The following is a 21311-nucleotide window of genomic DNA, read 5'->3' on the forward strand; positions in this document are numbered from 1 at the left end:
TGCTTAACTATGAACGCTTTTTGCGCGTCCGTGAACTTTGATGCTTTCATCGCATTCGCTCCTCTCCCAGCCAAAGGGAAATACAGCGAAAAACTCTAATCATAAATGGCCGGAAAACAGGGTTTCAGAGCAAGACAGTATGGGAAGCGCCTTATCAGAAATCACAATTCTCAGTGAAACTCAGCGTTTCAAGCTAAAGTCATCCATAGAACACGCCGTGATCTATGGAGACTTAACAGTTCTACAAAAAGCCGTTAGCGAGCTGAGTGATGCAGATGCAAGATCAATAGCAGCGCGCGTAATAGGTGGCTGCTTATACTCGCATAGCTTTAAGGTTATTGGAGGTGAACTTCGTCTGATTAAAAAACAGAAACTCAAATGGCGGAAACGTGGGCTGGAAGCTTTGATAAGCAACTTTAGTCTTTCACTCCCTCGGATTAAGCGAGAATTCTCATCCGAATTCTATGAACGGCTAGAAGCCCTTTGAAGAAGCCCCCCGCTTTCGCGAGGGGCTTTCCAATTTTGTAGGCTTTAAGGCTGCGCCTTAGAGACCAGTCGAGACGTCGATAGAATTGCCGTCTTCGAGCGTCACATAGGCTTTTTTAACGTCCTTACGTTTGCCGGCCATGCCGCGAAAACGTTTGGTTTTACCTTTGGTGATCGCCGTGTTGACCGCTTTGACCTTCACACCGAAGAGCGTTTCAACAGCTTCTTTGATCTGGGGCTTGTTCGCGTCGATAGCGACTTCGAACACAACTGCACCATTCTCGGAGGCCATTGTGGCTTTCTCGGTGATGATCGGCTTGCGGATCACGTCGTAGAGTTCAGCTTTGTTGGTCATTTCAGGCGAGCCTCCAGAGCTTCGATACCCGACTTGGTGATCACGAGCGTGTCACGTTTCAAGATATCATACACGTTTGCGCCCATCGTTGGCAGCACGTCGATGCCCGCGATGTTCGAAGCCGCAGCTTTGAAATTCGCATCAACTTCGGCGCCGTCAATTACGAGAACGCGTTTCCAGCCCTGCTCTTTGATCGCTTTGGCCAGCAATGCTGTTTTGGCGTCTGCGAGCTTCGCATCTTCCAGAACAACGAGATTGCCAGTTGCGGCTTTCGCGGAGAGCGCGTGCTTGAGACCGAGCTTACGGAATTTCTTCGTAAGCTCGTGACCGTGCGAACGCGGGGTCGGGCCTTTGTAGATACCACCTTTACGGAAGATCGGCGCCTTGCGGGACCCGTGACGTGCGCCACCAGTGCCTTTTTGGCGATAGATCTTTTTGGTGGAGTAGGACACTTCCGAGCGGGTCTTTACCTTGTGGGTGCCGGCCTGCGCATTGTTACGCTGCCAGCGGACCACACGGTGCAGAATGTCGGCGCGTGGCTCAAGACCGAAGAGAGCTTCGTCAAGATCCAGAGTGCCGGCTTTACCGCCGTCCAGTTTGATTACGTCAAGTTTCATGCTTCACCTCCTTCAACCGGAGCATCTGCGGCGGGAGCCTCAGTTGCAGCGGCAGCGGCAGCAGATTTCAGACCGGCGGGAAGCGGCGCGTTCTCAGGGAACGGCTTCTTCACGGCGTCTTTCACGGTAACCCAGCCACCTTTGGAGCCAGGAACGGCGCCTTTGACCATGATCAAGCCACGGTCGGCGTCGGTACGGACAACCTGAAGGTTCTGCGTGGTGACACGAACGGCACCCATGTGGCCTGCCATTTTCTTGCCTTTGAAGACTTTGCCCGGATCTTGACACTGACCGGTGGAGCCGTGCGAACGGTGGGAGATGGACACACCGTGGGTAGCACGAAGGCCGCCAAAGTTGTGACGCTTCATCGCACCAGCAAAGCCTTTACCGATCGACGTGCCGGACACGTCAACATATTGACCGTCAAAGTAGTGATCAGCGGAAATCTCTTCGCCAACGGCGATGAGGTTTTCTTCGTCTACGCGGAATTCTGCAACCTTGCGCTTGGGCGCAACGTTTGCAGCGGCGAAGTGGCCGCGCATAGCTTTGGAGGTCCGCTTTGCTTTTGCGGAACCTGCACCGAGTTGAACAGCAACATAGCCGTCCTTCTCGTTGGTCCGCTGAGCAACAACCTGAAGGTTTTCGAGTTGAAGAACGGTCACAGGGATCTGTTTTCCGTCTTCCATGAAGAGACGGGTCATGCCCACCTTCTTCGCGATTACACCAGAGCGCAACATATCTGATTGCCCTCCTTAGACTTTGATTTCGACATCAACACCAGCCGCAAGGTCGAGCTTCATCAGCGCGTCCACGGTCTGGGGAGTCGGATCAACGATGTCGAGAAGACGCTTGTGCGTACGGATCTCGAACTGATCGCGGGATTTCTTGTCAACGTGAGGACCACGGAGAACCGTGAACTTCTCGATTTTGTTTGGGAGTGGGATCGGGCCACGAACCTGAGCGCCTGTGCGCTTGGCCGTATTTACGATTTCCTGAGTCGACGCATCGAGGACGCGGAAATCGAATGCCTTCAACCGAATACGGATGTTTTGGCTTTGCATTGCAATGCCTTTCGTAGGCTTATTGAGATTGAGAGGTCGAGGCACTTCATTGTACCCCCACGTCGAATCTTATGGAAAGGGAGCGAATCCCCTCCGGACGTCACCCAAAGGCGAACTAGCGCGAGATACAGGGGCAAAGGCGCTATGGCAACACTAATTCGCGCCTTGAGCGTAAGTTTACACGGGAAAAGTTGACTTTTTGTCCCTTGGGCACCGATTAGCAAAAGGCCGCCCCGAGGGACGGCCTTTCAATAGATTTGCCGCTAATGCGACGAAGCCTCGATTACTCGATGACTTTGGACACAACGCCGGAACCAACGGTGCGGCCACCTTCGCGAATAGCGAAGCGCAGGCCTTCTTCCATAGCGATCGGAGCGATCAGCTCAGCGGACAGTTTGAGGTTGTCGCCGGGCATAACCATTTCCGTACCTTCGGGCAGAACACAGGTGCCTGTCACGTCGGTTGTGCGGAAGTAGAACTGTGGACGGTAGTTCGCGAAGAACGGCGTGTGACGGCCACCCTCGTCTTTGGTCAGGATGTAGACCTCAGCTTCGAACTTGGTGTGTGGCGTCACCGAACCTGGCTTACACAGAACCTGGCCACGCTCAACGGCGTCACGGTCAACACCGCGCAGAAGCGCACCGATGTTGTCGCCAGCTTCACCGCGGTCAAGCAGCTTGCGGAACATTTCAACACCCGTACAGGTCGTTTTCGTGGTGTCTTTGATGCCGACGATTTCAAGTTCGTCACCAACGTTAACAACACCGCGCTCAACACGACCGGTTACAACAGTCCCGCGACCGGAGATCGAGAACACGTCCTCGATTGGCATCAGGAACGGCAGGTCAACTGCACGTGTAGGTGTTGGGATGTAGCTGTCGACAGCTTCCATCAGTTTCTTGATCGACTCTTCGCCGATTTCAGGATCGCGGCCTTCCAAAGCAGCAAGCGCGGAGCCTGCGATGATTGGAATGTCGTCGCCTGGGTAGTCGTAGGACGACAGAAGCTCACGGATTTCCATTTCAACCAGTTCGAGCAACTCTTCGTCGTCAACCTGGTCAACTTTGTTCATGTAGACAACCATGTGAGGGATGCCAACCTGACGACCGAGCAGGATGTGCTCGCGTGTCTGGGGCATTGGGCCGTCAGCGGCGTTCACAACCAAGATTGCGCCGTCCATTTGGGCAGCACCGGTGATCATGTTTTTCACGTAGTCAGCGTGGCCGGGGCAGTCAACGTGCGCGTAGTGGCGTGTTTCTGTCTCGTACTCAACGTGAGCCGTGGAGATCGTGATCCCGCGGGCTTTTTCTTCTGGTGCGCCGTCGATCTGATCGTAGGCTTTAAAATCACCGTAGTATTTGGTGATCGCTGCGGTCAGCGTCGTTTTACCGTGGTCAACGTGACCGATCGTGCCAATGTTCACGTGCGGTTTGGAACGCTCAAACTTTTCCTTAGCCATGATGGCCTCCTTGATGATGGGTTAGGGGAGCGACTGCCCGCTCCCCGAATTCTGTTAGGCGAATTTAGCTTGGATTTCTTCGGAGATGTTCGAAGGTACCGGCTCATAGTGATCGAACTGCATCGAGAACTGCGCACGGCCCGAAGACATGGAGCGCAATGTGTTGATGTAGCCAAACATGTTGGCGAGCGGCACGAAGGATTCAATAGCGACCGCGTTACCGCGAGGCTCTTGACCCGACACTTGACCACGACGTGAGGTCAAGTCCCCGATGATCCCGCCAGTGTATTCTTCTGGCGTAATCACTTCGACTTTCATCATCGGCTCGAGCAATTTCGCGCCGGCTTTTTTCATGCCTTCACGCATACACATACGAGCAGCGATTTCGAAGGCGAGAACCGAGGAGTCAACATCGTGGAACTTACCGTCGATAAGAGCCACTTTGAAGTCGATCACGGGGAAGCCTGCCAATGGACCTGAGTCCATGACCGAACGAATACCCTTTTCAACACCAGGGATGTACTCTTTTGGAACAGCACCACCAACAATTCTCGACTCGAACGAGAAGCCTTCGCCAGGCTCTGTTGGGGAAATGATCATTTTCACTTCACCGAACTGACCCGAACCACCCGACTGTTTCTTGTGGGTGTAGCTGTGCTCGACTTCGTGAGAAATCGTTTCACGGTAAGCCACTTGTGGGGCACCAATGTTGGCTTCCACTTTGAACTCACGCTTCATGCGATCCACAAGAATGTCGAGGTGAAGCTCGCCCATACCCTTCATGATGGTCTGACCGGATTCGAGGTCAGTCTCAACGCGGAAGGATGGATCCTCAGCAGAAAGACGCTGAAGTGCGATGCCCATTTTCTCTTGGTCGCCTTTTGTTTTCGGCTCAACAGCAATCTCGATCACAGGATCGGGGAAAGTCATTGTTTCGAGAACAACAGGTTCTTTGACGTCACAAAGCGTATCACCTGTGGTGGTATCTTTGAGGCCGGCCAGAGCAATGATGTCGCCTGCGAACGCTTCTTCGATCTCTTCACGGTTGTTGGAGTGCATCATCATCATACGACCGACGCGCTCTTTTTTACCTTTTGTAGAGTTCAGGAAGGTATCGCCCTTTTTCAATACGCCCGAGTAGATGCGCGTAAAGGTCAAGGAACCCACGAAGGGGTCGTTCATGATTTTGAACGCAAGAGCGGAGAACGCCATATTGTCGTCTGCACGACGAGCAATGTCACGTGTCTCTGTTTCATCACCAGGCTTAAAGCCCATGTAGTCAACAACGTCGAGCGGGCTCGGCAGGTAGTCGACAACAGCGTTCAACAGCGGCTGAACACCGATGTTTTTAAAGGCAGAACCACCAAGGATTGGCACGAAGGACAAGTTCAAGCAGCCCTTACGGATCAACTCGCGCATTGTTTTCACATCGGGCTCGTTGCCTTCGAGGTAGGCTTCCATCGCATCGTCGTCTTGCTCGACAGCCGCTTCGATCAGTTTCTCACGCCATTCGGTTGCTTGATCAACAAGGTCGTCACGGATCGGAGCTTTGATCCAGGACGCACCGAGGTCTTCACCCTGCCACAACCATTCTTCCATGGTCACAAGGTCAATCACGCCTTCAAGCGCGGTCTCGGCACCAATTGGCAGCGCAACAGGAATAGCGCGCGCACCAGTGCGGTCTTCGATCATTTCAACGCAGTTAAAGAAGTCAGCGCCGATTTTGTCCATTTTGTTGACGAAAACCAGACGTGGAACTTTGTAGCGGTCAGCTTGACGCCACACTGTTTCCGTCTGTGGTTCAACACCGGCGTTACCGTCAAGAACAACAACAGCACCATCGAGAACAGCCAAAGAACGTTCAACTTCGATTGTGAAGTCAACGTGACCTGGTGTGTCGATGATGTTCAGGCGGTGCTTGGGACCATCAGGCGCAGTACCTGTTTCAGTCCGTTCCCAGAACGTCGTGGTGGCAGCGGAAGTAATCGTAATACCCCGTTCCTGCTCTTGCTCCATCCAGTCCATGGTGCCCGCACCATCATGGGTCTCGCCCATAGTGTGGTTCTTACCTGTGTAGAACAGGATGCGCTCGGAACATGTGGTTTTACCAGCATCAATGTGCGCAATAATCCCGAAGTTCCGGTACAAATCGAGTGGATACTCGCGTGCCATTTCTAATGACTCCTATTACCAGCGATAATGGCTGAATGCTTTGTTAGCATCTGCCATTTTGTGCGTATCTTCGCGTTTCTTCACAGCAGAACCACGACCGTTCACTGCATCAAGCAGCTCACCGGCAAGGCGCTCTTCCATTGTGTTTTCGTTGCGACCGCGCGAGGCGGAGATCAACCAACGAATAGCAAGGGCTTCGCGACGCTCAACGCGCACTTCGACAGGCACCTGATAGGTTGCACCACCAACACGGCGGGAGCGAACCTCAACGGAAGGCTTCACGTTTTCAAGAGCTTCGTGGAAAACCTCGATTGGGGCTTTCTTCAGCTTATCTTCGACGCGGGTCAGGGCGTTGTAAACAATGCGCTCGGCGGCAGATTTTTTGCCATCGATCATCAGGTTGTTCATGAATTTTGTCAGAACCTTATCGCCATACTTGGCGTCAGGCAGGACTTCGCGCTTTTCAGCGGCGTGACGACGGGACATACCAGTCTCTCCTTACTTAGGACGCTTAGCGCCGTATTTCGAACGACGTTGCTTACGGTCTTTGACACCTTGGGTATCGAGAACACCGCGGAGAATGTGGTAGCGCACGCCGGGAAGGTCTTTTACGCGACCGCCACGGATCAGAACCACGGAGTGTTCCTGAAGGTTGTGGCTTTCACCGGGGATGTAAGAAATGACCTCGAAGCCATTCGTCAGACGCACTTTGGCGACTTTACGCATAGCGGAGTTCGGCTTTTTCGGGGTGGTGGTGTAGACGCGCGTACAAACGCCACGCTTCTGGGGACACTGCTCCAGATGCATGGACTTGGAACGCTTGACTTTAGGCTGACGCGGTTTGCGGATCAGCTGCTGAATCGTTGGCATGGGCTATTCCCGTTCCTAACTCAAGTGCTACCCCGACGACGCCGAGGCGGTGAATTTCGCTGCGCTATACGAGGTTCGCATAACGCAAAACGCCGCAATCGTTTCCATTCCGAGGCAAACGACGCGGTGAGTTCCCAGAGGGTCGGCACCAAATAAGCGGTAACGGACCTTGATCACTACAATTTTGAATTCGACAATTTCGGGAAAAACCCTCTAGTCGGATTGGGCGCGGTATATGGAGAGTCGGACCCCTTGTCAACAGGCGCTCATCCGCGGGGACTGATCACCCTGTCTTGTGGTCTGAGCGCCCTGTCAGCCCTACCTCGACGGCGGGCCAACTGCGCCTCGCGAAGTATCGTAAAGAGTCCCGTGGCCGCGATGATGGCCGCACCAACCAAGGACCAAATATCAGGCCATTCGCCAAAGAACACAAAGCCCAGAACCAAGGCCCACACAAGGCTTGTGTAACGATATGGCGCGGTAAATGTCATGTCAGCCATACGCACAACAACCACCGACAAGGCATACCCTACGATCAACAGCGCGGCGGCGGCAAAGATCAATCCGGCAACGGGCCATGTCACAGGAACCCAGTCCGCACTGAGCGAAGCCACGCCCGCCCCTGCGGTGACGAACAGGACGGCAAAGAGTGTCACCGTAGCCGTAGGAACATTGGGCGACATGGCTCGCACACAAGCGTCACGCAGGGTGATGAAGACCACCGCGCTCAACGCCCAGAGCGAATAGATCGAAAATGCACCTGTTCCGGGCTTGATGATCAAGAGCGCCCCGACAAACCCGAAGGCAACCGCAATGGTGCGCCGCCAACCCAACGGATCGCGAAAGACCAGAAACCCCGCGAGCGCGATGGTCAGTGGCGCCATTTGTTCAATCGCCACCGCATTGGCAAAACGCATATTGGCAACTGCGTAGAGGAACGTGAATGCGCCCCCTGTCTCGCAGATCGAGCGTCCGATCACGAGCGCCCAGTCGCGGCGTGACAGATCAAATTTCACGCGGCCCATGAGCGGCAGCACCACTGCAAAGACCATAACAACATTGACCAAGCCACGCAGAAAGATGGCCTGAAACAAGGGCAGATGCGCCAGAACGCCCTTCATAATAGAGTCGTTGATGGTAAAGGCGGCCATCGCGCCAACCATGACCAGAGCCGCCTTCGCGTTGTTGGTCTGACTGCTCATCTGGCTTCACCTTTCATTGCGTCGCCCAGACCCGCTACCATCGCGCACAGCGTTTGAAAAGTGATTTACATTCGCAGCACTGTGGGGTGACATGGCGCAAAGAGGCACACCCATGAGATACACAGTCGCAGCAACCGTCCGGAACGAGGGACCATTTCTATTGGAGTGGCTCGCATGGCAGAAAATGCTCGGATTTGATGACGTGCTGTTCGTCCACAATGACTGCACTGACCACTCTGCCGAGATGATGCGCGTTCTGGCCGATGCGGGATGGTGTCTTGAGCATGAGCATGTGCCCGGAGACAAGGCACCCGTGCGGTCTGGTTTGGACGCCATGCGCGCCCACCCCGTGATGGAGGAGACAGACTGGCTGTTCATCTGCGATGTCGATGAGTACCTGATCCCCAAAGTCGGCAATCGCACGGTGGCGGCTTTTCTCAAGGGCAAGGAAGACCGGTTTGCGGGTATTGCAGTGCAATGGAAGGTGTTCGGCACCTCGGGGTTGATCCTCTATGAGGATACGTTTCTACATCAGACCTTTTTGCGAGGAGCCAAGACCAAGAGCTTTCCCAATGGGTTCTTCAAAAGCTTTCTGTATAAACCGACGCGCTTTCGCAAATTCTCCCCTCACTCGCCGCGCGGCATCGAATTTGAGGGGACATGGGGTGAACCGCCCAACCAATGGGGACGCGCCAATGGGCGGGCGTTTGATCTTGACCCGAACGGCGAGCATCGCCAACGCACCAAGCGCCCCTACATCACCCATGATGGCGCGCAGCTAAACCACTATGTTACCAAGTGGATCGAGAGCGTAGGCTACAAGCTCGGCAATGTCTGCCCGCTGCGCAAAGGCGACGTGCCGCGCTATAGCGAAGAATTCTTCGAGATCCATGACCGCAATGACGAATATGATGGCAAAGCCCTACGGTTCGATGAGCGTTTCGAGGCCGTCTACGCGCAGATCGCATCGGTGCCGCGTGTGATGGAGCTACATCATCTATGCTGTGCCGATTATATTAAAGCGATGCACGAAAAACGCGGCACGAAGGTCGAGGAAGATGAACGCTACACCAAGCACATGGAACAGGCGGCAGCCCTCGCCCGTTCTTAGGCAGCAATTATTCTGCTCGTGAGTGCCCCCCACAACGCCCTCACCGTGCCAACGCTAAACAATCCAAATGCAAAAAGGGCCCCGCGATGCGGAGCCCTTTTCAATATCTTTATCGTTAGATTTACGCGTCGTCTGCGGGAGCCTCAGCGGGTGCGGCGTCCATGACGTCAGCAGAGACATCTTCGGACGGCGCGGCCAATGCTGCGGCGGCTTCTGCCTCTGCACGCGCTTCCTCAATCACAGCACCATCACGTTCAGCAGCGATTTTGCGCACGCGCATTGTCGCACCACCCGTCCCCGCGGGGATCAAGCGGCCCACGATGACGTTCTCTTTAAGGCCGACGAGTTTGTCACGTTTGCCCTGAACAGAGGCTTCGGTGAGAACGCGTGTGGTCTCTTGGAACGACGCAGCGGAGATGAACGAACGAGTCTGCAACGAAGCTTTGGTGATCCCGAGCAAGATTGGCTGACCCTTGGCAGGACGGCCGCCTTTGCTCTCGGCTTTCGCGTTGGCTTCTTCCAACTCGGCCTTATCCACGTTCTCGCCTTTGAGAAGTGTGGTGTCACCGCTTTCCAGAATTTCCCATTTCTGGAGCATCTGGCGGACGATCACTTCGATGTGTTTGTCGTTAATTTTCACACCTTGGAGACGGTACACGTCTTGGACTTCGTTGATCATATAATCAGCCAAAGCCTCGACGCCCATGATGGCAAGAATATCGTGTGGCGCGGGGTTGCCGTCCATCAGATATTCACCCTTCTGGATGAAGTCGCCTTCGCCCACAGGGATGTGTTTGCCTTTTGGCACCATGTATTCCACTGGCTCCAGCGAGTCGTCTGCTGGCTCAATGGAAATGCGACGCTTGTTCTTGTAGTCGCGGCCAAAGCGAACGTAGCCGTCGATTTCCGCGATGATCGCGTGATCTTTCGGACGACGGGCCTCGAAGAGTTCAGCAACACGCGGCAGACCACCGGTGATGTCTTTGGTCTTCGCACCTTCGCGTGGGATACGTGCAATCACATCACCCGCTTTGATGTCTTGACCGTCCTCAACAGAGAGGATGGCATCCACGGACATCAGGTAGGTGACGGGGTTGCCCGCGTCGTTACGCACAGGTTCGCCGTCTTCGCCAAGAATGAGCAACTCGGGCTTGAGGTCGCCGCCTTTGGGAACGGAGCGCCAGTCCGACACGATCTTCTGAGTCATACCTGTTGCATCATCGGTCACTTCACGAACCGAAAGGCCCGAAATCAGATCGACGAATTTCGCTTTACCCGCTTTTTCCGCAATGATCGGAAGTGTGTAGGGGTCCCATTCGAACAATTTGTCGCCACGTTTGATATCGTCCCCTTCGGAGACAAATACCTTGGTCCCGTAACCGAGTTTGAACGACGCGCGCTCCACACCATGCTCATCGACCAAGGCCATGGACATGCTGCGAGCCATGACGATTTTCTCGCCATGCACGTTTTCAAGCAAGTTGGCATTGGTAAAGACCACCTTACCCTCTTGGTTGGCTTCTTGGAACGACTGTTGGCCACCCTGCGCAACCCCACCGATGTGGAATGTCCGCATGGTCAGCTGTGTACCAGGTTCACCGATGGACTGCGCGGCGATAATACCGACAGACTCACCTTGGTTCACCAAGGTGCCGCGTGACAGGTCACGACCGTAGCACATGGCGCAAACGCCCTCTTCGGCCTCACAGGTCAGTGGCGAACGGATGCGCATAGATGCGACGCCCGCTTCCTCAACCAGGTCGGCTTTGCGCTCGTCGATGAGTTCGTTCTTGGCCAAAAGCACTTCGTCTGTGCCTGGTTTGAGAACTTCATCAGCGGAGACGCGACCGAGGATACGTTCGGCAAGCGAGGATACCACTTCACCATCGTTGACCGCAGCTTCTGCTGTGATCGCGATGTCGGTGCCACAATCCACCTGACGCACGATGCAGTCTTGTGCAACGTCCACGAGACGACGTGTGAGGTAACCGGAGTTCGCTGTTTTAAGCGCGGTATCGGACAGACCCTTACGGGCACCGTGGGTCGAGTTAAAGTACTCGAGCACGGTCAGACCTTCTTTAAAGTTTGAGATAATCGGCGTTTCGATAATCTCACCAGAAGGTTTCGCCATCAGACCGCGCATGCCGCCCAGCTGTTTCATCTGAGTGACCGAGCCACGCGCACCGGAGTGGGCCATCATGTAAACCGAGTTCGGTTCCATTTCGGCGCCATTCTCGTCACGCTTGCTGGCCGAGATGGTGGACATCATGGCTTCGGTGACTTTGTCGTTACACTTCGCCCAAGCATCGACAACTTTGTTGTACTTCTCGCCCTGAGTAATCAGACCGTCCATATACTGTTGTTCGAAATCTTTGACGAGGGCACGGGTTTCATCAACCAGTGTCCACTTGTTGTCAGGGATCACCATGTCGTTCTTACCGAACGAAATGCCGCCCTTGAACGCTTCGCGGAAACCCAAGGTCATGATCTGGTCACAGAAGATGACGGACTCTTTCTGACCGCAATAGCGGTAGACAGTGTCGATGACCTTTTGCACGTCTTTCTTACGCAGAAGCTGGTTCACCAAGGAGAACGGCGCTTTTGCGTTCAGTGGCAACAGGCCCCCAAGACGCAAGCGGCCTGGAGTGGTTTCGAACAGAACGTTCACTTCCTGGCCATGCTCGTCGATCTGTGGGATGCGCGCTTTGATCTTGGCGTGCAGGTGCACTTCGCCAGCGTTCAATGCGTGCTCTACTTCTTCGATATCGGAGAAGATCATGCCCTCACCGACCATGCCCTCACGTTCCATCGTGACGTAGTAGAGACCCAAAATCATATCCTGCGACGGAACAATGATCGGTGCGCCGTTGGCGGGCGACAGAACGTTGTTCGTGGACATCATCAGGACGCGAGCTTCAAGCTGTGCCTCAAGAGAGAGCGGCACGTGAACAGCCATCTGGTCACCGTCAAAGTCGGCGTTAAACGCAGAACACACGAGCGGGTGAAGCTGGATGGCTTTCCCTTCGATCAGCGTGGGTTCGAACGCTTGGATACCAAGACGGTGAAGCGTAGGCGCACGGTTCAAAAGAACGGGGTGCTCGCGGATCACTTCGTCGAGGATGTCCCACACTTCGGGACGTTCTTTTTCAACGAGTTTCTTCGCCTGCTTCACGGTCGAGGAATAGCCTTTGGCTTCCAGACGCGAGTAGATGAACGGCTTGAACAGTTCGAGCGCCATCTTCTTGGGCAGACCACACTGGTGCAACTTCAACTCAGGGCCCGTCACGATGACGGAACGACCGGAGAAGTCGACGCGTTTACCCAAAAGGTTCTGACGGAAGCGACCTTGCTTACCTTTCAGCATGTCGGAGAGCGATTTCAGCGGGCGCTTGTTGGCACCCGTGATGACGCGACCACGACGGCCGTTGTCGAACAGAGCGTCGACGGATTCTTGCAACATACGTTTCTCGTTGCGCACGATGATATCGGGCGCACGCAGCTCGATGAGGCGCTTGAGACGGTTGTTACGGTTGATCACACGACGGTAGAGGTCGTTGAGGTCGGAGGTCGCGAAACGACCACCGTCAAGCGGCACAAGAGGGCGAAGCTCTGGCGGGATCACAGGGACCACGGTGAGGATCATCCACTCAGGACGGTTGCCAGACTCAAGGAAGCTCTCGACGATCTTCAAACGTTTGATGATCTTCTTGGGCTTCAATTCGCCTGTGGCCTCTTTGAGGTCTTCGCGCAGTTGCTCCGCGGCGGACTCGAGGTCGATGTTGGACAACATTTTACGGATGGCTTCGGCGCCGATGTCGGCTTCGAATGCGTCCATACCGTAGATGTCTTGCGCGTCCATGAACTCCTCTTCGGTCATCATCTGACCGTAGGTGAGATCGGTAAGACCCGGCTCAATCACGACGTAGTTTTCAAAGTAGAGCACACGCTCAAGATCGCGCAGCGTCATGTCGAGCATGAGGCCAATACGGCTTGGCAGTGATTTCAGGAACCAGATGTGAGCAACAGGCGCGGCCAATTCGATATGGCCCATACGCTCGCGGCGCACTTTCTGAAGCGTGACTTCGACACCACATTTCTCGCAGACAACGCCGCGATATTTCATGCGCTTATATTTGCCACACAGACATTCGTAGTCTTTGATTGGGCCAAAAATACGCGCACAGAACAGACCGTCACGCTCGGGTTTGAACGTCCGGTAGTTGATGGTTTCAGGTTTTTTGATCTCACCGTAGGACCACGACAGGATGCGCTCTGGCGACGCGAGAGAGACCTTGATCTCGTCAAACGTCGAAGGCTGTGCCAGCGGGTTGAACGGGTTGGTTGAGAGTTCCTGGTTCATATTATGAGTTCCTCATACGGTTGCGGAAGGGGGGAGGGAGTAAGGCGCGAGGCCTTACTCCTCATCCTCCGCATCCAGGAGTTCCATGTTCAGGCCGAGGCCACGGACTTCTTTGACAAGCACGTTGAAGCTTTCGGGGATACCCGCTTCAAAGTTGTCTTCGCCCTTGACGATCGACTCGTAGACCTTGGCACGACCTGCGACGTCATCCGACTTAACTGTTAGCATTTCTTGCAGCGTGTATGCCGCGCCATATGCTTCCAGTGCCCAGACTTCCATCTCACCAAAGCGCTGACCACCAAACTGCGCCTTACCACCGAGCGGCTGCTGGGTGACGAGCGAGTATGGACCCGTGGAACGGGCGTGGATTTTGTCATCCACAAGGTGGTGCAGTTTGAGCAGGTACTTCACGCCCACGGTGACTTTACGTGCGAATTGCTCGCCCGTGCGGCCATCGAAGAGAACCGATTGAGCCGAGGTGTCGAAACCGGCGCGGCGCAGAGCCTCGTCAATATCGGCCTCTTTTGCACCGTCAAAGACGGGCGTGGCAATCGGAACACCGACTGAGGTCACATTGGACGCTGCTTCGATCATCAGATCGTCGTCCATGCTCTCAAAGCCTTCGGCGTAGACATCGTCGCCGTAGACGAACTTGAGTGCGTCACGCACAGGGGTCATATCGCCGGAACGACGGTATTCCTGAAGCGCTTCGTCCACTTGGAGACCAAGCGCACGAGACGCCCAACCCATGTGTGTCTCAAGGATCTGACCGACGTTCATACGCGATGGCACGCCGAGCGGGTTGAGACAGAAGTCAACGGGCGTACCATCGGCAAGGAACGGCATGTCTTCCATCGGAACAACGCGGGAAATAACACCTTTGTTGCCGTGACGACCGGCCATTTTATCACCAGGCTGAAGCTTACGCTTCACAGCGATGAAGACTTTGACCATCTTCATCACACCCGGGGGCAGATCGTCGCCGCGGCGCACTTTCTCGACCTTATCCTCAAAGCGGTGCTCAAGTGCACGTTTCTGAACATCGTACTGACTGTTCAGAGCTTCGACGATTTGGGCATCGGCCTCATTTTCGAGAGCAAGCTGCCACCACTGACCTTTGGACAGTTGGCTCAGCAACTCTTCGTCAACAACCACATTCGGCTTCACACCTTTGGGGCCTTTGACGGCGACTTTGCCAAGCAACTGGTCTTTGAGACGGGCGTAGATGTTGCGATCGAGGATCGCCATCTCGTCGTCGCGGTCACGTGCGAGGCGTTCGATTTCCTCACGCTCGATCTGAACCGAACGTTCGTCTTTTTCGACGCCGTGACGGTTAAAGACGCGAACTTCCACAACAGTCCCGTAGTCACCAGGTTTCACACGCAGCGAGGTGTCACGCACGTCAGAAGCTTTCTCACCGAAGATGGCGCGGAGGAGTTTTTCCTCTGGCGTCATTGGGCTTTCGCCCTTCGGTGTGATTTTACCAACGAGAATGTCACCGGGTTCAACGTGTGCACCGATGTAAACGATACCCGCTTCGTCAAGGTTGCGCAGGGCTTCCTCGCCAACGTTCGGGATGTCGCGGGTGATTTCCTCTGGACCGAGTTTTGTATCGCGGGCCGCGACTTCGAATTCTTCGATGTGAACCGATGTGAAAACGTCGTCACGCGAGATGCGCTCGGAGATCAGAATGGAGTCTTCGTAGTTGTAGCCGTTCCAAGGCATAAACGCGACGATCACGTTTTTACCCAGAGCCAACTCGCCCATATCGGTCGACGGACCATCAGCGATCACTTCGCCTTTGGCCACTTTCTGACCGACCTTCACCAGTGGGCGTTGGTTGATACAGGTGTTCTGGTTCGAACGCTGGAATTTGCGCAAACGGTAGATGTCCACACCAGCGTCGCCGAGTTCGAGATCGGACGTTGCACGGACCACAACGCGGGTCGCGTCCACTTGGTCAATGATCCCTGCGCGTTTGGCTTGAATAGCCGCACCGGAGTCGATGGCCACTTTGCCTTCCATACCGGTGCCCACAACGGGGGCCTCGGCACGCAGGAGTGGAACGGCCTGACGTTGCATGTTCGAGCCCATGAGAGCGCGGTTGGCGTCATCGTTTTCAAGGAACGGGATGAGCGCCGCAGCAACGGAGACCAGCTGTTTTGGCGAAACGTCGATCAAGTCCACGTTTTCAGGCGGGTTGAGCGCGTGCTCGCCCGACTGACGTGTCGACACGAAGTCATTCACAAAACGACCTGTTTCGTCGAGTGTCGCGTTGGCCTGAGCCACCGTGTGACGCATCTCTTCGGTTGCGGACATGTATTGAACGTCGTCTGTCACCTGACCGTCGACAACTTTACGATACGGAGTTTCAATGAAGCCGTATTTGTTGACGCGAGCAAAGGTTGCGAGCGAGTTGATCAGACCAATGTTCGGCCCCTCGGGGGTCTCAATCGGACACATACGACCGTAGTGCGTGATGTGAACGTCGCGAACCTCAAAGCCTGCACGTTCGCGTGTCAGACCGCCTGGCCCAAGCGCGGAGAGGCGACGCTTGTGCGTCACTTCAGAGAGCGGGTTGGTTTGGTCCATGAACTGCGACAGCTGCGAAGAGCCGAAGAATTCACGCACAGCCGCAGCTGCGGGCTTCGCGTTGATGAGGTCTTGCGGCATAACCGTGTCGATCTCGACGGAGGACATACGCTCTTTGATCGCGCGCTCCATGCGCAACAGACCAACGCGGTACTGGTTCTCCATCAATTCGCCAACGGAACGGACACGACGGTTACCGAGGTGGTCGATGTCGTCGATGTCGCCGCGACCGTCACGCAATTCAACGAGCGCTTTGATACATTTGACGATATCTTCGCGATCGAGCGTACGCTGCGTGTCCTCTTTGTCGAGAGCAAGGCGCATGTTCATTTTCACGCGACCAACAGCGGAAAGGTCATAGCGCTCGCTGTCGAAGAACAGACTGTCGAACAGGTTCGACGCAGCTTCAACGGTGGGAGGCTCACCCGGACGCATAACGCGGTAGATGTCCATGAGCGCGGTTTCGCGGTTCATGTTCTTATCTACAGCAAGCGTGTTGCGGATGTAGGCGCCAACGTTCACGCCATCAATGTCGAGGACAGGAATATCGGTGATGCCTGCGTTTTGCAGATCAAACAGCGTACCGCCAATGACGTCGCCATCTTTGTCGAACTCAAGGGTCAACTCATCGCCGGCCTCGACGTAGATTGCACCAGTCTCTTCGTTGATGATGTCTTTGGCGACATAGCGACCAACGATGTTCTCGTAAGGGACGAGCAACTCGGTGATTTCACCACCGTCGATGATCTGCTTGACCTTGCGAGGGGTCATTTTCTCGCCAGCTTTACAGATCAGCTCGCCAGTTGCTGCATCGACCAGATCGAATGTCGGACGGGTTCCGCGCACACGCTCAGGGAAGAACTTGGTCACCCAACCTTTGTTCTTCTCCAGTTTATAGTCGACAGTATCATAGTAAGCATCACAGATGGCTTCCTGATCCAGACCCAGAGCATAAAGCAGGGTCGTGACAGGCAATTTACGACGACGGTCGATCCGCGCGAAGACAACGTCTTTCGCGTCGAACTCAAAGTCGAGCCAAGAGCCACGGTATGGAATGATGCGGCACGCAAAGAGCAATTTACCCGAGGAATGGGTTTTGCCTTTGTCGTGGTCAAAGAACACGCCTGGGGAGCGGTGCATCTGGGACACGATCACACGCTCGGTGCCGTTCACAACAAAGGTGCCGTTTGGCGTCATGAGAGGCATGTCGCCCATGAAGACGTCTTGCTCTTTGATGTCCTTAACCGATTTCGCTCCTGTATCCTCGTCCACATCAAACACGATGAGGCGCAGGGTCACTTTGAGCGGCGCAGAGTAGGTCATGTCACGTTGCTGACACTCTTCGACGTCATATTTGGGAGCTTCAAGTTCGTATTTCACGAACTCGAGAACGGAGGTCTCGTTGAAATCCTTAATCGGGAAAACCGATTGGAAAACGCCTTTGATCCCTTCGCCGTCCAAGGGCTCGGGCGCATCGCCAGAGTTCAAGAACAAGTCATAGGAAGCTTTCTGAACCTCAATGAGGTTCGGCATTTCGAGAACTTCACGAATTTTGCCGTAGTATTTGCGGAGCCGTTTCTGGCCGAGGAAGGTCGAAGCCATTCGCGTCTTTACCTTTCGATTTTCGAGAGCCGCATGAACCGGTGGGCGCCGGCGCATGTACCCATACGAAACGAAGCTGTCCGGTCTATTCCTGCACTCGTCCCACCGAATGCTCCCGACCATGGACCCTTCTTAGAAAACGTCTTTCCCGTAGCTTGAGCGCACAAGCAGGCGTTTTCTGAGAGGGGCATCTTAGGATTTTACAGCCCTAAGACAGGTTCGGCTGGACCCCGAAATTCGGGATCCAGCCTTTGATTTGAACGCCCTCGAAAGGGCAATATCGCTTAGGCGACCTCGACGGTTGCGCCAGCTGCTTCCAGCTTGCCCTTAACGTCTTCGGCTTCGTCCTTGGACACGCCTTCTTTGATTTTGCCGCCAGCTTCAACAAGCTCTTTAGCTTCTTTGAGGCCGAGACCAGTGATCGCACGAACTTCTTTGATCACGTTGATTTTGGAGCCGCCAGCGTCTTTGAGAACGACGTCAAATTCAGACTTCTCTTCTGCTGCTGCGCCACCGGCGTCGCCGCCACCAGCGACCATTACGGCGCCGCCAGCTGCTGGCTCGATGCCATATTCGTCTTTAAGGATTTCTTTCAGCTCTTGAGCTTCGAGAAGTGTGAGACCTACGATCTCTTCTGCAAGTTTCTTCAGATCAGCCATTTTACTGTTTCCGTTTAGTTAAAGGTGTGTTCCAGCGGGCGCTTAGCGTCCCACGCAGATACAAAAGATTGCTTAGGCAGCCTTTTCCTCGATTGTGGAAAGGATGCTCGCGATGTTCGAAGCGGGTGCGCCGATCGCGCCAGCGATGTTGGAAGCAGGTGCCCCAATGCAGCTCGCGATTTGAGCAAGAAGCTCTTCGCGGGAAGGCATTTTGGAAACGCGTTCAACACCAGCAACGTCAAGACCTTCGCCGCCCATAGCACCGCCGAGAATTTGAAGCTTCTCATTGGTTTTCGCAAATTCCACAGCAACCTTAGCGGCCGCAACGGGATCTACAGAATAGGCGAGGACTGTCATGCCGTTGAGAAGGTCGCCAACAGGTTCGTTGGGTGTGCCTTCCAAGGCGATTTTAGCAAGCCGGTTCTTGGCAACGCGAACTGCACCACCTGCGTCACGCATTTTTGCGCGCAGATCCTGCATTTCAGCAACCGTAAGACCTGCGTAGTGTGCAACCACGACTACGCCAGAGCTTTCAAAGATTTGGCCGAGTTCGTCGACCACTTGTTCTTTTTGTGCTCTATCCACAGTTTTACTCCAAGTGTGGAGGGTTTCCCCTCCGGCTCATTGTACCGGATCTCTCCGGCGGTTCGGTCCTATCTACGGGAACGTCACCGCCGCGAGCTCACGGGAGCCCTTGGCTAAATGGCCTATCCCGTCTCAGGCAGGAATTTATGGACCCAAATGGGCCCACCCACCGTCTCGGACGAAAGCAAAAAGAGCGCACGACGAATCGCACGCTGATTTGCAAGTGTGTCTTTAGAGGGAATTAACAGTGCGCGCAAGGGTAGGTTCACCGCCGCGCCCCATCAAAAAGGCCGCCGCGCGCAAAGCATCATCAAAAAAGGCGCTCCCGAAGGAGCGCCTTTAAATCTGTCACATCACACCGCTTGGATCAAGCGGCACGATAATGGCTTAGTTGCCTGCCGCGTTATCGACGTCGAGCGTCACGCCTGGGCCCATTGTAGAAGATACGACGATCTTCTGCATGTAAGAGCCTTTGGCACCTGTTGGCTTGGCTTTCATGACAGCGTCAACAAAGGCGCGCACGTTTTCAACCAATTGCGCTTCGCTGAAGGACACTTTGCCAACACCAGCATGAACAACACCGGCTTTTTCGGCTTTGAACTGCACTTCGCCACCTTTAGCGGCTTCAACAGCTGCTTTGACGTCCATGGTCACTGTGCCAATTTTTGGGTTTGGCATCAGGTTGCGTGGGCCAAGGATTTTGCCGAGGCGACCAACGATGGGCATCATGTCAGGAGTTGCGATGCAACGATCGAAATCGATCTTGCCGCCCTGAACAGCTTCCATCAGGTCTTCTGCGCCGACAACATCTGCGCCTGCTGCGGTTGCTTCGTCTGCTTTTTCGCCACGAGCGAACACAGCAACGCGAACCGTTTTACCAGTGCCGTTTGGCAAGGTGACGGAGCCGCGAACCATTTGGTCTGCGTGACGGGGGTCAACGCCGAGGTTCAGAGCGATGTCGATGGTTTCGTCGAACTTGACGTTCGAGTTGCCTTTGATCAGCGCTACTGCGTCTTCGACGGAGAGGTTTGCTTTGCCTTCAAATGCGGCACGAGCTGCGGTGGTACGTTTGCCAAGTTTAGCCATTACTTCACCTCGATGCCCATAGAGCGCGCGGAACCGAGGATGATTTTCATAGCAGCCTCGATGTCGTTTGCGTTCAGGTCTTTCATTTTTGCTTCGGCGATTTCTTTCACCTGAGCAAGAGACACAGAACCTGCGGTGTCACGGCCAGGGTTTGTTGCACCCGACTTGAGCTTCGCAGCTTTCTTGAGGAAGTAGGACGCAGGTGGCGTCTTGATTTCCATCGTGAAAGATTTGTCTTGGTAATAGGTAATGATGGTTGGGCAGGGGGAACCCGGCTCCATTTCCTGTGTTTTGGCGTTAAATGCCTTACAGAATTCCATAATGTTGATACCGCGCTGACCGAGCGCCGGACCCACGGGTGGGGACGGGTTTGCTTGACCGGCGGGAACTTGCAGCTTCATCTTGCCTGCGAGCTTCTTAGCCATTGGCTTTTTCCTTTTCCAACCTCCGATGAGACGCGTCTCACGGAGAACTATGTTGTGTGGTCAGGGTCGAGACTCGCGTGCCTCTTGCCTCCCACGGGGCGTAGCGTCCCTTACAGGACGCGTCTCGCTCAGGACTGTTTCATGACCTGAGTGAATTCCAATTCGACCGGCGTTGCGCGGCCAAAGATCGATACGGACACCTTGAGGCGTTGGCTAACCTCATCGACCTCTTCAACCATGCCGTCAAAGCCCTCGAACGCACCCTCGGCGACAGAGACTTGCTCGCCGACTTCGAAGGTGATTGTGGAGCGTGGCGCTTCGGCGCCCTCTTCGACTCGGCCGAGGATCGCTTCAACTTCGCTGTCACGCATTGGCACAGGTTTGCCAAAGGAGCCCAAAAAGCCCGTGACGCGGTTGATCGAGTTGACGAGGTGATAACCTTCGTCGGTCATTTCCATGCGGACGAGTACATAGCCCGGCATGAAGCGGCGCTCTACGGTCACTTTTTTACCGCGGCGCACTTCAATGACTTCTTCGGTCGGGACCAGAACTTCGTCGAACTGATCCTGAAGGCCCTTTTCTTCCACGGCCGCTTTAATCGCTTCGGCAATCTTTTTCTCGAAGTTCGAGAGAACGCTTACCGAATACCAACGCTTCGCCATGGGTCAT

At 54.8% G+C, this 21311-nt stretch carries 17 protein-coding genes; 1 reads left to right on the forward strand and 16 read right to left on the reverse strand.

All coding sequences use genetic code 11. The features are described 5' to 3' along the window. Nucleotides 1–544: 544 nt before the first annotated feature. The 9 genes from ACN0TS_RS04750 to ACN0TS_RS04790 form a co-directional block, all read right to left on the reverse strand. Entirely contained in the window at nucleotides 545–841 is a 297-nt protein-coding gene (locus ACN0TS_RS04750; protein ID WP_417258189.1) for a 50S ribosomal protein L23, read from the reverse strand. Continuing rightward, entirely contained in the window at nucleotides 838–1458 is a 621-nt protein-coding gene (rplD, locus tag ACN0TS_RS04755) for a 50S ribosomal protein L4 (RefSeq protein ID WP_417258190.1), read from the reverse strand. Before rplD ends, ACN0TS_RS04750 begins: the two co-directional genes overlap by 4 nt. Next, nucleotides 1455–2195 (reverse strand): 50S ribosomal protein L3, encoded by a 741-nt coding sequence (gene rplC / locus ACN0TS_RS04760; RefSeq protein ID WP_417258191.1) that lies wholly within the window; start codon nucleotides 2193–2195, stop codon nucleotides 1455–1457. The genes rplD and rplC overlap by 4 nt, the downstream gene beginning before the upstream one ends. A gap of 15 nt (nucleotides 2196–2210) precedes the next feature. Then, nucleotides 2211–2519, reverse strand: coding sequence for a 30S ribosomal protein S10 (gene rpsJ, locus ACN0TS_RS04765; RefSeq protein WP_085848206.1), 309 nt, complete (start codon nucleotides 2517–2519; stop codon nucleotides 2211–2213). 283 nt (nucleotides 2520–2802) lie between these two features. Further along, nucleotides 2803–3978, reverse strand: a complete 1176-nt coding sequence (gene tuf, locus ACN0TS_RS04770) for an elongation factor Tu (protein ID WP_417258192.1) — start codon at nucleotides 3976–3978, stop codon at nucleotides 2803–2805. A gap of 54 nt (nucleotides 3979–4032) precedes the next feature. Then, nucleotides 4033–6150, reverse strand: a complete 2118-nt coding sequence (gene fusA, locus ACN0TS_RS04775) for an elongation factor G (RefSeq protein ID WP_417258193.1) — start codon at nucleotides 6148–6150, stop codon at nucleotides 4033–4035. Nucleotides 6151–6165: 15 nt separating this feature from the next. Beyond that, entirely contained in the window at nucleotides 6166–6636 is a 471-nt protein-coding gene (gene rpsG / locus ACN0TS_RS04780; RefSeq protein ID WP_417258194.1) for a 30S ribosomal protein S7, read from the reverse strand. Between the two features lie 12 nt (nucleotides 6637–6648). Beyond that, on the reverse strand, nucleotides 6649–7020 hold the full coding sequence (gene rpsL, locus ACN0TS_RS04785) for a 30S ribosomal protein S12 (RefSeq protein ID WP_005621086.1): 372 nt from the start codon (nucleotides 7018–7020) through the stop codon (nucleotides 6649–6651). A gap of 266 nt (nucleotides 7021–7286) precedes the next feature. Beyond that, nucleotides 7287–8222 carry a DMT family transporter gene (locus ACN0TS_RS04790; RefSeq protein WP_417258195.1) on the reverse strand — a complete coding sequence of 312 codons (936 nt, stop codon included), beginning with the start codon at nucleotides 8220–8222 and terminating at the stop codon, nucleotides 7287–7289. 112 nt (nucleotides 8223–8334) lie between these two features. Between ACN0TS_RS04790 and ACN0TS_RS04795 the strand changes: the two genes are divergently transcribed. After that, entirely contained in the window at nucleotides 8335–9333 is a 999-nt protein-coding gene (locus tag ACN0TS_RS04795) for a glycosyltransferase family 2 protein (RefSeq protein ID WP_417258196.1), read from the forward strand. A gap of 121 nt (nucleotides 9334–9454) precedes the next feature. On the opposite strand, the gene rpoC is transcribed toward ACN0TS_RS04795, so the two are convergent. From rpoC to nusG, 7 genes are all read right to left on the reverse strand, one after another. Then, nucleotides 9455–13693, reverse strand: a complete 4239-nt coding sequence (gene rpoC / locus ACN0TS_RS04800; protein ID WP_417258197.1) for a DNA-directed RNA polymerase subunit beta' — start codon at nucleotides 13691–13693, stop codon at nucleotides 9455–9457. A gap of 54 nt (nucleotides 13694–13747) precedes the next feature. Next, nucleotides 13748–17887: a DNA-directed RNA polymerase subunit beta gene (rpoB, locus tag ACN0TS_RS04805; protein ID WP_417258198.1), complete on the reverse strand. Its 4140-nt coding sequence runs from the start codon at nucleotides 17885–17887 to the stop codon at nucleotides 13748–13750. Nucleotides 17888–18171: 284 nt separating this feature from the next. Beyond that, entirely contained in the window at nucleotides 18172–18546 is a 375-nt protein-coding gene (gene rplL, locus ACN0TS_RS04810) for a 50S ribosomal protein L7/L12 (protein ID WP_417258199.1), read from the reverse strand. A 72-nt stretch (nucleotides 18547–18618) separates the two neighbouring features. After that, entirely contained in the window at nucleotides 18619–19131 is a 513-nt protein-coding gene (rplJ, locus tag ACN0TS_RS04815; RefSeq protein WP_417258200.1) for a 50S ribosomal protein L10, read from the reverse strand. Nucleotides 19132–19518: 387 nt separating this feature from the next. Then, nucleotides 19519–20217 (reverse strand): 50S ribosomal protein L1, encoded by a 699-nt coding sequence (gene rplA / locus ACN0TS_RS04820; RefSeq protein ID WP_417258201.1) that lies wholly within the window; start codon nucleotides 20215–20217, stop codon nucleotides 19519–19521. Next, the gene (gene rplK, locus ACN0TS_RS04825) at nucleotides 20217–20642 is read right to left on the reverse strand and encodes a 50S ribosomal protein L11 (RefSeq protein ID WP_417258202.1); all 426 of its coding nucleotides are present in this window, start codon (nucleotides 20640–20642) and stop codon (nucleotides 20217–20219) included. Before rplK ends, rplA begins: the two co-directional genes overlap by 1 nt. 128 nt (nucleotides 20643–20770) lie before the next feature. Continuing rightward, a complete protein-coding gene (gene nusG / locus ACN0TS_RS04830) occupies nucleotides 20771–21304 on the reverse strand; it encodes a transcription termination/antitermination protein NusG (RefSeq protein WP_417258203.1) in 534 nt (177 codons plus the stop codon). Nucleotides 21305–21311 lie beyond the last annotated feature (7 nt).

Origin of the sequence: Celeribacter sp., assembly GCF_048266405.1 — a bacterium.
Lineage (GTDB): Bacteria > Pseudomonadota > Alphaproteobacteria > Rhodobacterales > Rhodobacteraceae > Celeribacter.

Bases quoted from the DNA above. Each gene is read 5' to 3' on its own strand.
- rplA (WP_417258201.1), bottom strand. From the start codon at position 20,217: ATGGCTAAACTTGGCAAACGTACCACCGCAGCTCGTGCCGCATTTGAA.
- rpoC (WP_417258197.1), bottom strand. From the start codon at position 13,693: ATGAACCAGGAACTCTCAACCAACCCGTTCAACCCGCTGGCACAGCCT.
- ACN0TS_RS04795 (WP_417258196.1), top strand. From the start codon at position 8,335: ATGAGATACACAGTCGCAGCAACCGTCCGGAACGAGGGACCATTTCTA.
- ACN0TS_RS04790 (WP_417258195.1), bottom strand. From the start codon at position 8,222: ATGAGCAGTCAGACCAACAACGCGAAGGCGGCTCTGGTCATGGTTGGC.
- rpoB (WP_417258198.1), bottom strand. From the start codon at position 17,887: ATGGCTTCGACCTTCCTCGGCCAGAAACGGCTCCGCAAATACTACGGC.
- fusA (WP_417258193.1), bottom strand. From the start codon at position 6,150: ATGGCACGCGAGTATCCACTCGATTTGTACCGGAACTTCGGGATTATT.
- ACN0TS_RS04750 (WP_417258189.1), bottom strand. From the start codon at position 841: ATGACCAACAAAGCTGAACTCTACGACGTGATCCGCAAGCCGATCATC.
- nusG (WP_417258203.1), bottom strand. From the start codon at position 21,304: ATGGCGAAGCGTTGGTATTCGGTAAGCGTTCTCTCGAACTTCGAGAAA.
- rplD (WP_417258190.1), bottom strand. From the start codon at position 1,458: ATGAAACTTGACGTAATCAAACTGGACGGCGGTAAAGCCGGCACTCTG.
- rplL (WP_417258199.1), bottom strand. From the start codon at position 18,546: ATGGCTGATCTGAAGAAACTTGCAGAAGAGATCGTAGGTCTCACACTT.
- rpsG (WP_417258194.1), bottom strand. From the start codon at position 6,636: ATGTCCCGTCGTCACGCCGCTGAAAAGCGCGAAGTCCTGCCTGACGCC.
- rplC (WP_417258191.1), bottom strand. From the start codon at position 2,195: ATGTTGCGCTCTGGTGTAATCGCGAAGAAGGTGGGCATGACCCGTCTC.
- rplK (WP_417258202.1), bottom strand. From the start codon at position 20,642: ATGGCTAAGAAGCTCGCAGGCAAGATGAAGCTGCAAGTTCCCGCCGGT.
- rpsL (WP_005621086.1), bottom strand. From the start codon at position 7,020: ATGCCAACGATTCAGCAGCTGATCCGCAAACCGCGTCAGCCTAAAGTC.
- rpsJ (WP_085848206.1), bottom strand. From the start codon at position 2,519: ATGCAAAGCCAAAACATCCGTATTCGGTTGAAGGCATTCGATTTCCGC.
- tuf (WP_417258192.1), bottom strand. From the start codon at position 3,978: ATGGCTAAGGAAAAGTTTGAGCGTTCCAAACCGCACGTGAACATTGGC.